A 13,025-nucleotide genomic window follows, 5' to 3' on the forward strand; every position below is an offset into this window, starting at 1 on the left:
GCTTGCCAGCACGTCGTCCTGCAACGGCGGGTTCGAGTGGTCCTCGAAGAAGAGGCCGCCTTCTTCCTCGTACACGTCGAGCCCGAGATGGCCGAGCTGGCCGTCCTTCAACGCGCCGCTCAGCGCATTGCTTTCGACAAGGCCGCCGCGCCCGGTATTGATCGGCATCGCGCCATGCTTCATTTTCGACTTACGGCACGGCATGCGGGCGGGTCAGTATATCGCCCTATAGGGGTAATGACCTCCGCGCGCGATGCGCAGTCTGAAAACCATATCGGCATTTACTAAATATCCTCTTTTGCGAAGCGCAAATGGCTGCAATTGAAAATCATATTGACAGCCGTGTCGAACTACAATATTTATTAAAAAAGAGGTTTCGAAAATGCACGAACATATCGTGCTGAAAACTGGCCACCAGCAGGACATGTCTTTTTAAATGCGTTAGACAACTTCGCGAGGAATGCGTGACTGTCGAGCTTGCTGAAAACTATTTCGCCATCGTTGCTGCATTGCGGCATGTTTTTTTTGACGCCAACAGCGTCATGCCATTGCCATAAAGTTTCCATTCAATGGAATCCGGTTATGCCGGATGCGTTATTTCCGAGTTGTGGCGGCTCGGAGCGAATTCGCTTCAAATTCCAGAGAGAGTTTTTCATCTCTCTGCTAATAAACCGTAAATCGGCGAGCCAACATGATCGGTGAATTGCTGAGATCTCAACCGGAGATCGCGCTGTTCGCAAGCCTTGCAATCGGATATTTCATTGGTTCGTTTCGCATGGGGCCAATTCAGCTCGGGGGCGTCTGCGGCACGTTGATCGTGGCCTTGATATTGGGTCAAACGGGCGCGCGGCTTGCCCCCGATCTGAAGAACATCGCATTCGCGCTGTTTATCTTCGCGCTGGGTTTCACCGGCGGCCCGCAGTTCTTTGCCAATATTGGCCGGGGCTGGCGCTACGGCTTGCTGTCGGTGGTCGAGATCGTGTCGGTGCTGCTGCTGATCATGATCGCGGTCTTCGTGATGCGGCTCGACGCCGGCACGGCGGCCGGCTTGCTGGCCGGCGCCGCGACAGAGTCGGCCGTGATCGGCACGGCTTCCGAGGCGATCGCCAAGCTCGGCTTCAGCGACGCCGAGACGCTGCGTTTGCAGGCCAATATCGTGACCGCATACAGCGTGAGCTACCTGTTCGGACTGGTCACCATCGTCCTGTTCACCAGCCAGTTCGCACCGTTGCTGCTGCGCGTCAATTTGCGCGATGAAGCCGAGCGCGTGTGGCGCAAGCTCGGCGGCGACGGCGCCTTCGGCGAGGGTCAGCGGGCCGCGGCGCCGGCGCTCGTGGGGCGCGCATTCCGGGCCGGTAAGGCGGCCGGCGGGACGATCTTTGCATTCGAACAGACGCACGGCTTCAACCTGACCATCGAGCGGGTTCGGCGCGACGGAGCCGACGTGCCGGCCGAGCCGCAACTGGCGTTGGCCGCTGGCGACCTGCTGCTCGTGGCTGGGCGGCGCGAAGCGATCGTGGCCGCGGCGGCGAGCCTCGGCGAAGAGGTGGCGGACGCCGGCTTCGGCCAGTTCATGGTGGAGAAACTCGACGTCGTGCTGACGCGCCGCGAGGCGCACGGCCTGACGGTTGCGCAGGTGCGCGAACGGGCGAAGCCGGAAGAAGGGCGCGGCGTCTATATCGCGGCCGTCACGCGGCTCGAAACCACGGTGCCCGCGCTGCCCGGCACCGAGCTCAATCGCGGCGACGTGCTGACGCTGGTGGGCGCGAAGGCCGACATCGAACGTGGCGCGCGGCGTCTGGGCTACGTGCTCCCCGCGACCCTGAAAACCGACTTCGTTTATCTAGGCCTGGGCGTGCTGGCCGGCATGGCGATCGGCCATCTCGGCGGACGCATCGGCGGCGTGTCGATCGCGCTCGGCACGGGCGGCGGCTGTCTGCTCTCGGGGCTGCTGTTCGGCTGGATCCGCTCGCGCCATCCGTTGGTCGGTTCCTTGCCTTCGGCTGCCGCGCAAATTCTCAAGGATTTCGGCCTTGCCACCTTCATTGCCGCCGTTGGGCTATCGGCAGGACCCGATGCCATCAAGCTGGTGCGCGAATACGGTCTGGCGCTGCCTGTCGCCGGCATTCTGATGGTGCTCGTGCCCGGTTTGCTGTCGCTCTGGATCGGCCGCGTGTTTCTCAAGCTCGAAACGCCCATGCTGCTTGGCGCCATTGCCGGCCAGCAATGCAGTACGCCGGCGATCAGCGCGCTGGTCGGCGTGACCGGCAATTCGACGCCGGTGATCGGCTACACGATCACCTATGCACTCTCGAACATTCTGTTGCCGTTGATGGGGCCGATCGTAGTCGGCCTCGCCGGGAAGTTCGGCTAGGCGGCCAGATGGACTGCGCGCGGCGTGGCGCGCGGTCGAGTGCATGCGGATGCCGTGAGGTCCGTATGCATATGCAGCACCCAGCACAAAGTACTCAGCATTGCAAACTATATCTAGCGAGGGCATGATGGAATGGCTACATCACATTTTTCAGAAATCACCCGAGATCGCGCTGTTTCTGTCGCTTGCAGCCGGCTACTTCATCGGGCAGATCAACTTCGGCAAATTCCAGTTAGGCGGTGTGGGCGGTTCATTGCTGGCCGCGGTCGTAATCAGCCAGGCAGGCGTGACGATCGACAACGGCGTGAAATCGGTGATGTTCGCCGTATTCATCTATGCGGTTGGCTACGACTCCGGGCCGGGCTTCTTCAACTCGCTGAACCGCAAGACGCTGCGTGAGATCGCGATGGCGGTGTTTCTTGCCGTCTCCGCGCTGATCACCGTGGTGGTTTGCGCGAAGCTGTTCCATCTGAACAAGGGCCTCGCAGCAGGGCTCGCGGGCGGCGCGCTGACACAGTCGGCGATTATCGGCACGGCCGGCGACGCAATCGCGCGTCTCGGTCTGCCCGTCGATCAGGTCAAGTCGCTGCAATCCGACGTAGCAATCGCGTACGCCGTGACCTACGTGTTCGGCTCGCTCGGCGCGATCATCGTCTGCGTGAACATCTTGCCGAAATTCATGGGGCAAGGGCTGCGCGAGGCGTCGATCGAAGCGGAGCGCGAACTGTCAGCAGGTTCGTCGTCACTCGGCGCGGGGCAGATTCGTGCATTACCCGAACTGGTGGGGCGTGCGTACAGAATCGATGTCAGCGCCGGGAAAACGGTCAAGGCAGTCGAGACCCTGCATCAGGACATGTTGACGGTCGAGCGGATCAAGCGTGATGGCAAGAACCTCGAGCCGACGGCCGACCTTGCGTTGCAACTCGACGACGAAGTGCTGGTGGTGGGCCGCCGCGAGGCGGTGGTCGCATTCGGCGCGAACGGCAACGAGATCGCCAACGTCGAGGACATTGGCGTCGTGATGCAGACGCGCGAAGGCGTGTTCACACGCAAAGGCATGAACCACACGACGATCGCCGCCGCACGCGAAGTCGTGGATCGCGACATGCGCCACGGCGTCTACATCCAGAGCGTCTCGCGTGCTGGCCAGCCACTGCCGATCCTGCCCGAAACCAGGCTCGAGCATGGCGACGTGATCACCTTCTACGGTTCGCCGAAAGACACCAAACGCGCCGTCGATGCCGCCGGCTACGAGCTGCCGTATAGCAACAAGACCAACTTCATCTATATGGGCGTCGGCCTCGTGCTCGGTCTGCTGATCGGGCTGATCGTCATCAGCGTGGGCGGCATTCCGCTCACGCTCGGCTCGGGTGGCGGCTGCCTGCTGGCCGGTTTGCTGTTCGGCTGGATGCGCGGCAAGCACCCGATGTACGGCGTGATGCCGACAGCGGCTTCGCAGTTGTTGAAGGACTTTGGTCTCGCGGCGTTCGTTGCGGTGGTCGGCTTGAATTCCGGCTTGCAGGCGGTCGTGACGGTCAAGGCGAGCGGCATGACGATCTTCCTGCTCGGCGTGTTCGTCACGTTGTTCCCGCTGCTGCTGACGATGCTGTTCGGCCGCTACGTGCTGGGCTACAAAAACGCGGCAATTCTGGCCGGAGCACTGTCAGGCTCGCGCAGCGCGAACCCGGCATTCGGCGGCGTGCTCGACAAGGCGGAAAGCGCCGTGCCGACCGTGCCGTTCGCGATCACGTATGCGATTGCGAACGTCGCATTGACACTGCTCGGACCGCTCGTGGTCGGCCTGGTTTAGCCTGGCTCAGTCTGGTCTGGCGCACACATTTATCGATCTCTGCACGCCGGCGTCAACTGAACGATCACGCGCGACGCCGGCGTCATTCACTTGCACATTGGAGAACGCATCATGGCAAAAGAGAAAAGCGGCAAGAAACAAGGCGACATGGCCCAAGCCGGCTTTGCGGCGCTCAGCCCGTTCGAACTCAAGGACGAACTGATCAAGGCCGCCGGCGGCGGCGCGGTAGAGCGTGCAGCTAACGCATCGATGCTCAACGCCGGCCGTGGCAATCCCAACTTCCTCGCGACGATTCCGCGCCACGGTTTCTGGCAACTCGGTCTCTTTGCGATGCGCGAATCGGAGCGTTCGTTTGCATTCATGCCCGAGGGGGTCGGCGGTTTCCCGCGCCGCGAAGGGCTCACGGAACGCTTCGATCTGTTCCTGCGCGAATACAAGGGCGTGCCCGGCATCGACTTTCTGCGTGGCGCCGTGTCGTATGTGCGCGATCAGCTTGGACTCTCCGCGGGCGACTTCCTCTATGAAATGTGCGAGGGGATTCTCGCGTCGAACTATCCGGTGCCGGACCGGATGCTCAAGTTGTCCGAACTGATTGTCGGGCAGTATCTGCGCAAGGAGATGATCGGCAACCACCCGTTTGTCGGCGAGTTCGACGTGTTCGCGGTGGAAGGCGGCACGGCGGCGATGACGTACATCTTCAACACGATGCGCGAGAATCACCTGATCAAGCCGGGTGACACGATTGCGCTTGGCTTACCGATCTTCACGCCGTACATTGAAATTCCGCGCCTGAACGACTATCAGCTGAACGTCGTGAATGTCGAAGCTGACGTCGCCAACGGCTGGCAGTATTCGAAGAAGGAACTCGACAAATTGCGCGATCCAAAGGTGAAGGCGTTCTTCCTTGTGAATCCGAGCAATCCACCCTCGGTGAAGATGGACACGCAGAGCCTTGAATACATCGCGGAGATTGTGAAGGAGCGCCCCGATCTGATCCTTCTGACCGACGACGTGTACGGCACCTTCGCCGACGACTTCGTCTCGCTGTTTGCGCTGTGCCCAAAGAACACGATTCTGGTGTACTCGTACTCGAAATATTTCGGCGCGACCGGCTGGCGTCTCGGTGTGATCGCGACGCATCGCGACAACGTGCTCGACAAGCTGATCGCCGAACTGCCGAAGGACACGAAGAAGCAGTTGCACGAACGTTATGAATCGATCACGACCGAACCGGAAAAGCTCAAGCTCATCGACCGGCTGGTCGCCGACAGCCGGACTGTCGCGCTGAATCACACGGCGGGTTTGTCGACGCCGCAGCAGGTGCAGATGGTGTTGTTCTCGCTGTTCTCGCTGATGGATACGCCCGACGCGTACAAGAACGCGTTGAAGCGCCTGATCCGCAAGCGCAAGCAGGCGCTGTACGAAGAGGTTGGCATTTCGTTCGAGGACAACGATCCGAACCAGGTCGACTACTACACGATTCTCGACATCGAGTTCCTCGGCGAGCGCATGTTCGGGCGCGAGTTCGTCGACTGGCTGCTGAAGAACACCGAGCCGTCCGAATTGCTGTTCCGCCTCGCGCGCGAAGCGCGCGTGGTGTTGCTGCCGGGCCGCGGCTTCGGTACGCAGCATCCGTCGGGACGGGTGTCGCTAGCCAATCTGAACGAGTCGGACTATCGGCAGATCGGCCGCGCGATGCGCAAGCTGATCGAGGAATATGTCGAGCGGTATAACGCAGCAACCGGCAAGAAGCTCGATAAGTCCAAGGTGAAGTGAAAAAACTTGCGCAATCGCGCGGATCGGTGAATGATCGGACGAACGGCCCCGCCAGTGTCATTGCTGGCGGGGCCGCTTGTTCCTTTGCGCCCTGACATTTACGTGCCGATCATGCCGACTTCATCCACATCTGCCGCACCCGTTTCCTACACTGTGCCCTGTCCGGTTGTCGAGTCGCTCGACGCCATTCTTCCCGAAGAGCCGTTGCTGATGATGGGCGCCGGCCCCGTGCCGATTCCCGCGGCGGTTGCCAAGGCTAATACGGTGGTGATCAATCACCTGGGCAGCACGATGGTGAAGGTGATCGGCCAGGTAAAGACCATGGCGCGCTACGTATTTCAGACGAATTCGAAGTGGGTGCTGGGGGTGGCGGGGCCGGGTTCTGCCGCGATGGAAATGGCGATCTCCAACCTCGCTTGGGAAGGCACGAAAGTGCTGAGCATCAGGAACGGTTTTTTCAGCGAGCGGATGGCGGAGATGGGGCGGCGCGTCGGCGCGCACGTTGCCATGCTCGACGTGGAGGACGGCACAGTAGCGAGCCTTGAAAAGGTCGCCGAGGCGATTCGCCGCGAGCGCCCGGAGATCGTCACGGTAGTGCAGGGCGAGACGTCCAATACCGTGTGGAACCATCATTTGAAGGACATTGCGGCGCTCGCGAAAGCAGCCGGTGCGCTGGTTATCGTCGACGCGGTGTGTACGTTGAGCACGATGCCGCTGGAGATGGACGCGTGGGGTATCGATGCGGTGATTACGGGCGGGCAGAAGGGTTTGTCGTCGATTCCGGGTGTTTCGCTGATCGCGTTTTCGGATGAGGCATGGGCGCGCGTGAAAGGCCGCACGGCGCCGAACGCGCACTGGTGCCTCGACGCGTCGCTTGCGGAAAATTTCTGGCACAACGCCGGCTATCACTACACGGCGCCGGTGTCGGGTGTGTTGGCACTGCACGAGGCGCTGCGTCTCGTGTGCGCGGAGACGCTCGAAAAGCGCTTTGCGCGCCACTTGAAGTGCTCGGTGGCGCTTCAGGCGGGGATCACTGCGCTGGGCTTGCAGCTCTATGCACCGGCGCCTTGCCGGCTGAACTCGGTGGTCGGCATCGTCGTGCCGGAGCGCTTGAGTCCTGCGGATATCTGCGGCCACATCTCGCGGCATCACCAGGTGGAAATCTCGGGTTCGTTCGGTTTGCCGATCGTACGTATCGGACAGATGGGCGAGCAGTGCCGGGAGCACAACCTGTTCAGAACCTTGCACGCGCTCGGGCGAACGATGGTGGACCTTGGCGTTAAGGTTGAGTTGCCGGCTGGCGTGGCGGCGCTTGAGCGTGGGTTGTCGGAAGGGAAGTGAGGGTTTTGCCTGTGGTGGCGGTTGTTTGTCTGCATGCTTGTTTGTGTTCAAGCAGACGCGAAAAATCAGGTCGCCGCAGGCGCATTGGGCGCCCGCGAATACCGCAGATACATCACCGCCGACAGCACGACCGCCATTGCTGAAGCCACTGCTGCAAACAGAAACACCTGTGCATATCCGAACTCCCCAGCGATATAGCCGGCCAATGGCCCGGTAATCCCCAGCGAGAGATCGAGAAACACCGAATAAGCCGACAAAGCCGCGCCGCGGCTAGCGGGCGGCACGAGCCCAACCGCTTCCACGCCGAGAGCAGGGAACACCAAAGCAAACCCAAACCCGGTCAAGGCCGCCCCCGCAAGGGCGATATGCGGCTCAGGCGCCAGCCACAACATCAACAGTCCGGCGCATTCAAACGAAAACGAAGCAATCGCGACCCGGAACCCACCGTAGGCCTTGATCGTGTTGGCGAACAACAGGCGCGCGCCAATGAACAGCGTGCCGAACACAGTCAACGACAAAGCCGCATTGGGCCAGTGCCGCGCGGCATAAAACAGCGTGATGAACGTCGCAATCGACCCAAAGCCGGCCGAGCCCAGTGCCAACCCGATCCCATGCGGCAGTACCCGCGTGAGCACGCTCCGGTACGACATCCGCTCGCCATGCACGATCGGTACCGGCGCGATGGGCCGTGCCAGATAAAAACCGAGCGCCGCCAGCAGAATCACCAGAATGCCCAACGCGGCGAACCCGATCGAGTGCGCAATCGCGACACCGAGCGGCGCGCCAATCGCAAGCGCGCCGTAAGTCGCGATGCCGTTCCACGAAATCACCCGGGCATTGTGGCTCGTGCCCACCCGGCCGATGCCCCACAAAATCGCGCCGGTGCCGCACAGGCTCTCGCCGAAACCGAGTACGAGACGGCTGCACACCAGCAATCCCAGGCTCAACACCGGCCAGCGCCCGCATAACACAGCCAGCAACAGCAAAATCCCGCTCGCGCCGCAACCCAGCAAACCAATCGACACCGTCCGCTTCGGCCCCAACGTGTCGGCCGAACGGCCGGCGAGCGGCCGCGATGCCAGCGTCGCCAGGTACTGCACGCTGATCGCCGCACCGGCCAGGATCGCGCTGTAACCCAGGTCGTCGTGGACGTAGCCAGGCAGCACCGCCAGCGGAATTCCGATCGTCAGGTAGCAAAGAAATGTGAAAAAGACGACCGGAATGATCTGGATAGTCGTCGCAAATTCGCTGCGAGGTGTCGCTGAGTCGGTGGACATGGGGAAAACGAGACTTGAAAACGGCGGGAAGGCGTGATTTTCCCATGGAACCGATTCCCCTGCAGGATTTGCTTAATAATTTCGGCGCCTAAAAAATGGTGCCGGAGCCCTATAGTGGTTCGTTCTCACCCTGCGCGAGCGGCCTTTTCATCCGCGGCGGATCAAGAGGCCTGGTCGATAGTGTCCAAAATTCAACAATTTTCACGAAAATGCCGCCAAACGGCCACGTCAACATAAGCTAATCGACTGGCAAACCCATCTCTATATCGTTTCACGAATATGTCCCGCATGCGATCTCCGCTATGGGTTGTATTTATTGACGGTGATAGTTTTCGAACCATCATCGCAGCACGTCCCAACGGACACAGAACATTGAGAGTAACGAGACATGACTGAGCCGATTCGCTTTTACCACCGCAACGCGATCCGTGAGATCAAGGATGCGCCCGTCACCCGCACCGTCCTGCAGTATTTGCGCGAGGACGCGCATTGCACCGGCACCAAGGAAGGGTGCGCCGAAGGCGACTGCGGCGCCTGCACGGTCGTGATCGGCGAGCGCAACGAGGCGGGCGGCGTCGACTTCAAGGCGGTGAACGCCTGCATCCAGTTCGTGCCGACCTTGGACGGCAAAGCGCTTTTCACTGTCGAAGACCTGCGTCAGCCGGACGGCTCGCTGCATCCGGTGCAGGAGGCGATGGTCGAGTGCCACGGTTCGCAGTGCGGCTTCTGCACGCCGGGATTCGTGATGTCGATGTGGTCGCTGTACGAAAAACACGGCCACGAACATAGCTGCGCGAACAAGACCGTGCCGTCGCGTGACGACATCAGCAACGCGCTGACCGGCAATCTGTGCCGCTGCACCGGCTATCGTCCGATCGTCGACGCGGCCGTGCGCATGTTCGAAGCTCCCGCGCCGAAAGCGCCGGTCAATGTCGAAGCGCTGTCGAAAACGCTCGCCACGCTTGAGCGCAAGGACACGTTCCACTACCGGCACGCCGGCCAGCAGTTCGATGCGCCGCGCACTGTCAATGCGCTCGCGAAAATCAAGCAGGCCGAACCGGCCGCCCGCATCCTCGCCGGCAGCACGGACATCGGCTTGTGGGTAACCAAGCAGATGCGCGAGCTCGGCAACATCGTCTACGTCGGCCAGATCGCCGAGTTGCAAAAGCTCGAAACCAATGACAACTGGATCGAGATCGGCGCGGGCGTGACCGTCGAAAAGGCGTACGCGGAAATCGCGAAGCAATATCCGGAACTCACCGAAATGTGGCAACGCTTCGCGTCGCTGCCGATCCGCAATGCCGGCACGCTCGGCGGGAACATCGCCAACGGCTCGCCGATCGGCGATTCGATGCCCGGCCTGATCGCGCTCGGCGCGCATGTGATCGTGCGCGGCGGCGAGATCGAACGCGACATGCCGCTCGAGGATCTGTACCTCGCGTATCAGAAGAAGGACATGGCGGAGCATGAGTTCGTCGTCGGACTCAAGGTGCCGACCCGCACCGGCGCGCGCCAGAACCTGCAGTTCCGTACCTACAAACTGTCGAAGCGGTTCGACTCGGACATCTCGGCCGTGTGCGCGGCGTTTTCCTTTATCGCCGACGGCAACTTGATCCGCGAGCCGCGCATTGCGTTCGGCGGCATGGCCGCCACCTCGAAGCGCGCGACGCACGCCGAAGCCGTGCTGCGCGACGCCGAATGGCACGAAGCCACCGCGCAGGCCGCGATGCTCGCGCTCGGCAACGACTACGCGCCGCTTAGCGACATGCGCGCGACCAGCAACTACCGCCTTGAAGCGGCGAAGAACACGTTGTACCGCTTCTGGCTCGAAACACGTCCGAACAATCCGCTGCCGAAGAGCGCGCTGGATGTTCGTGCAGTTGCCGCTGCCTGCGCCCCGGCCGGCGCGAGCGCCTGAGAAGCCACAAGGATACGGAGAACACCAGAATGAATCAGCATGCCGAACCGTTCCTGAAAGACCTTCAGGATCTCGACGACTTTACCCAGGTCCACATCTCGCGTCCGCACGAGTCCGCTCATTTGCACGTGAGCGGTCGCGCCACCTACACCGACGACATTCCGACGCTCGCCGGCACGCTGCACGCCGCGCTCGGCCTGTCGTCGAAAGCGCACGCGAAGATCGTCTCGATGTCGCTCGACAAAGTGCGCGCCACGCCCGGCGTGGTCGCGATCTTCACCGCGGGCGATATCCCCGGCGTCAACGACGTCGGCCCGATCATCCACGGCGACGATCCGATTCTCGCCGACGGAGTCGTGCAATACGTCGGCCAGCCGATGTTCATCGTGGTCGCGACCTCGCATGAAATCGCCCGGCTCGCAGCGCGCCGCGCCGACGTGGTCTACGAAGAGTTGCCCGCGATCCTTACCGCGCAACAGGCCCGCGCCGCGAACCAGCACGTCCTGCCGCCGATGAAGCTCGCGCGCGGCGAGGCCGATACGAAGATCGCCCGTGCGGCGCGTCGCGAAGCCGGCGAGATGCTGCTCGGCGGCCAGGAGCAGTTCTATCTGGAAGGCCAGATTTCCTACGCGGTGCCGAAGGACGACGACGGCATGCACGTCTACTGTTCGACGCAGCACCCGACCGAAATGCAGCACATGGTCGCGCATGCGTTGGGTGTGGCGTCGCACAATGTGCTGATCGAATGCCGCCGCATGGGCGGCGGTTTCGGCGGCAAGGAATCGCAATCGGGTCTGTTCGCGTGCTGCGCGGCGCTGGCCGCATGGAAACTGTTGTGCCCGGTGAAACTGCGTCCGGACCGCGACGATGACATGATGGTCACCGGCAAACGCCATGATTTCCACTATACGTATGAAGTGGGCTACGACGACAAGGGCGTGATCGACGGTGTCACGGTCGACATGACCTCGCGTTGCGGCTTCTCCGCCGACCTGTCCGGTCCGGTGATGACGCGTGCGCTGTGCCACTTCGACAACGCGTACTGGTTGTCCGACGTAACGATCGACGGCTTCTGCGGCAAGACCAACACGCAATCGAACACTGCGTTTCGCGGCTTCGGCGGTCCGCAAGGCGCGTTCGCGATCGAGTACATCATGGACAACGTCGCGCGGTCGGTGGGCGAGGATTCGCTCGACGTGCGCCGCCGCAATCTGTACGGCAAGACCGAGCGCAACCAGACGCCGTATGGTCAGGTGGTCGAAGACAACGTGATTCACGAACTGATCGACGAACTCGAAGCGACCAGCGAATACCGTGCGCGCCGTGCGGCAATCAACGAGTTCAACGCGAACAACGAAGTGCTGAAGAAGGGCCTGGCGCTCACGCCGGTCAAGTTCGGCATTGCGTTCAACGTGACCCACTTCAATCAGGCCGGCGCGCTGGTGCACATCTACACCGACGGTTCGGTGCTGGTGAACCACGGCGGCACCGAAATGGGCCAGGGTTTGAACACCAAGGTCGCGCAGGTCGTCGCGCATGAACTGGGCATCGGCTTTAACCGCATCCGCGTCACGGCGACCGATACGAGCAAGATCGCCAATACGTCGGCGACCGCTGCGTCGACCGGTTCGGACCTGAACGGCAAGGCGGCGCAAGATGCCGCGCGCCAATTGCGCGAACGTCTGTCGGCCTTTGCCGCCGAGCGTTTCGGCGCAGGGCAGGTGGCGGCCTCGGAAGTGCGTTTCGTGCACGACCGCGTGGTGGTCGGCGAGGTGATCGTGCCGTTCGAAGAAGTGATCGCGAAGGCCTATATCGCGCGTGTCCAGCTCTGGTCGGACGGCTTCTACGCCACGCCGAAGCTCTACTGGGATCAATCGAAGCTGCAAGGCCGGCCGTTCTACTACTACTCGTACGGCGCGGCCGTGTCGGAAGTGGTGATCGATACGCTGACCGGCGAAATGCGCGTGCTGCGCGCAGACGCGTTGCATGACGTGGGCGCGTCGCTGAATCCGGCCCTCGACGTCGGCCAGGTGGAAGGCGCGTTCATCCAGGGCATGGGCTGGCTCACGACCGAAGAACTGTGGTGGAACGCCGGCGGCAAGCTGATGACGCATGCGCCGTCCACCTACAAGATCCCGACCGTCAACGATACGCCGCCCGATTTCCGTGTGCGTCTGTTCAAGAATCGCAATGCGGAGGACAGCATCCATCGTTCGAAGGCGACCGGCGAGCCGCCGCTGCTGCTGCCGTTCTCGGTGTTCTTTGCCGTGCGCGATGCGGTGTCGGCCGTGGGAGACCACAAGGTCAATCCGCCGCTGAACGCGCCCGCGACCAGCGAGGAAATCTTGAAGGCGGTCGGCGCGGTGCGGGCGGCGACTGTGGCGGCGCGGCAGTAAGCGCGCCTCGTGCCGTGCGCGGGGCGGCGCGGCCCTGGGGCCACGCCGTGACTGCCGGGACTGTCAGGGCCGCCAGCGCTGCCATAAACGTCATGAAACTGCTCAGCCGGGGCAATCGTGCAATTATCGAAAC

General features: G+C 62.0%; 7 protein-coding genes and 1 pseudogene. 6 read left to right on the plus strand and 2 right to left on the minus strand.

Going from position 1 to position 13,025, the window contains the following annotated elements:
• Nucleotides 1–3: 3 nt before the first annotated feature.
• A pseudogene (locus AYM40_RS37885) lies at nt 4–189 on the minus strand (NAD(P)-dependent oxidoreductase); the annotation flags it as partial.
• 502 nt (nt 190–691) lie between these two features.
• On the opposite strand from AYM40_RS37885, the gene aspT (AYM40_RS02725) reads away from it, so the two are divergent.
• The 4 genes from aspT (AYM40_RS02725) to AYM40_RS02740 all read left to right on the plus strand — a co-directional run bounded on the left by aspT (AYM40_RS02725) (nt 692) and on the right by AYM40_RS02740 (nt 7,301).
• Complete coding sequence (gene aspT, locus AYM40_RS02725) at nt 692–2,374, plus strand: aspartate-alanine antiporter (RefSeq protein ID WP_063494873.1); 1,683 nt, start codon at nt 692–694, stop codon at nt 2,372–2,374.
• Nucleotides 2,375–2,501: 127 nt separating this feature from the next.
• Entirely contained in the window at nt 2,502–4,184 is a 1,683-nt protein-coding gene (gene aspT / locus AYM40_RS02730) for an aspartate-alanine antiporter (RefSeq protein ID WP_063494874.1), read from the plus strand.
• 111 nt (nt 4,185–4,295) lie between these two features.
• On the plus strand, nt 4,296–5,960 hold the full coding sequence (locus AYM40_RS02735) for a bifunctional aspartate transaminase/aspartate 4-decarboxylase (protein WP_063494875.1): 1,665 nt from the start codon (nt 4,296–4,298) through the stop codon (nt 5,958–5,960).
• A gap of 111 nt (nt 5,961–6,071) precedes the next feature.
• Nucleotides 6,072–7,301, plus strand: a complete 1,230-nt coding sequence (locus tag AYM40_RS02740) for a pyridoxal-phosphate-dependent aminotransferase family protein (RefSeq protein WP_063497808.1) — start codon at nt 6,072–6,074, stop codon at nt 7,299–7,301.
• Nucleotides 7,302–7,366: 65 nt separating this feature from the next.
• Here the strand turns inward: AYM40_RS02740 and AYM40_RS02745 are convergent, their stop codons facing one another.
• Complete coding sequence (locus AYM40_RS02745) at nt 7,367–8,578, minus strand: MFS transporter (protein ID WP_063494876.1); 1,212 nt, start codon at nt 8,576–8,578, stop codon at nt 7,367–7,369.
• Nucleotides 8,579–8,966: 388 nt separating this feature from the next.
• On the opposite strand from AYM40_RS02745, the gene xdhA reads away from it, so the two are divergent.
• Together xdhA and xdhB are read left to right on the plus strand one after the other, a co-directional pair.
• Entirely contained in the window at nt 8,967–10,496 is a 1,530-nt protein-coding gene (xdhA, locus tag AYM40_RS02750) for a xanthine dehydrogenase small subunit (RefSeq protein ID WP_063494877.1), read from the plus strand.
• 29 nt (nt 10,497–10,525) lie between these two features.
• Nucleotides 10,526–12,892, plus strand: coding sequence for a xanthine dehydrogenase molybdopterin binding subunit (xdhB, locus tag AYM40_RS02755; protein WP_063494878.1), 2,367 nt, complete (start codon nt 10,526–10,528; stop codon nt 12,890–12,892).
• Nucleotides 12,893–13,025 lie beyond the last annotated feature (133 nt).

This window comes from Paraburkholderia phytofirmans OLGA172 (genome assembly GCF_001634365.1).
Classification (GTDB): Bacteria; Pseudomonadota; Gammaproteobacteria; order Burkholderiales; family Burkholderiaceae; genus Paraburkholderia.

Bases quoted from the DNA above. Each gene is read 5' to 3' on its own strand.
- aspT (WP_063494873.1), top strand. From the start codon at position 692: ATGATCGGTGAATTGCTGAGATCTCAACCGGAGATCGCGCTGTTCGCA.
- aspT (WP_063494874.1), top strand. From the start codon at position 2,502: ATGGAATGGCTACATCACATTTTTCAGAAATCACCCGAGATCGCGCTG.
- AYM40_RS02735 (WP_063494875.1), top strand. From the start codon at position 4,296: ATGGCAAAAGAGAAAAGCGGCAAGAAACAAGGCGACATGGCCCAAGCC.
- AYM40_RS02740 (WP_063497808.1), top strand. From the start codon at position 6,072: ATGCCGACTTCATCCACATCTGCCGCACCCGTTTCCTACACTGTGCCC.
- AYM40_RS02745 (WP_063494876.1), bottom strand. From the start codon at position 8,578: ATGTCCACCGACTCAGCGACACCTCGCAGCGAATTTGCGACGACTATC.
- xdhA (WP_063494877.1), top strand. From the start codon at position 8,967: ATGACTGAGCCGATTCGCTTTTACCACCGCAACGCGATCCGTGAGATC.
- xdhB (WP_063494878.1), top strand. From the start codon at position 10,526: ATGAATCAGCATGCCGAACCGTTCCTGAAAGACCTTCAGGATCTCGAC.